Source organism: Mesorhizobium sp. M1A.F.Ca.IN.022.07.1.1, from assembly GCF_003997575.1.
Lineage (GTDB): Bacteria > Pseudomonadota > Alphaproteobacteria > Rhizobiales > Rhizobiaceae > Mesorhizobium.
The window spans coordinates 1-247 of the sequence record NZ_RZST01000757.1; the positions used below are offsets into that span (position 1 = coordinate 1).

1 pseudogene is annotated in these 247 nt (G+C 68.4%); it reads right to left on the reverse strand.

The window, feature by feature from the left end:
* Positions 1-126: pseudogene (locus EOA75_RS35510) on the reverse strand (sodium:proton antiporter); the annotation flags it as partial.
* Positions 127-247 lie beyond the last annotated feature (121 nt).

Consider the following 247-nt stretch of genomic DNA (forward strand, 5'->3'; position numbering starts at 1 on the left):
GATGCTGGGCACTGCCGCCTCGGCGGCGCCGCGTTCCTCTTGCACCCTGTCCCATACCCTCGCGGCGATATCGCGATAGATCTTCGCCTCCGCGCCGTCCGGCTTGGATGCGACCACCGGGGCGCCGCCGAGGCGGCAGTGCCCAGCATCGTGTTCGAGTAATTCGCCGGGCCGGCGCTAGGTGTCCGATTTCCCCGGCAGCCGGGAATCGCCTCCTTCAGGATTTCCGGGTCGTTGAGGGCTTCCC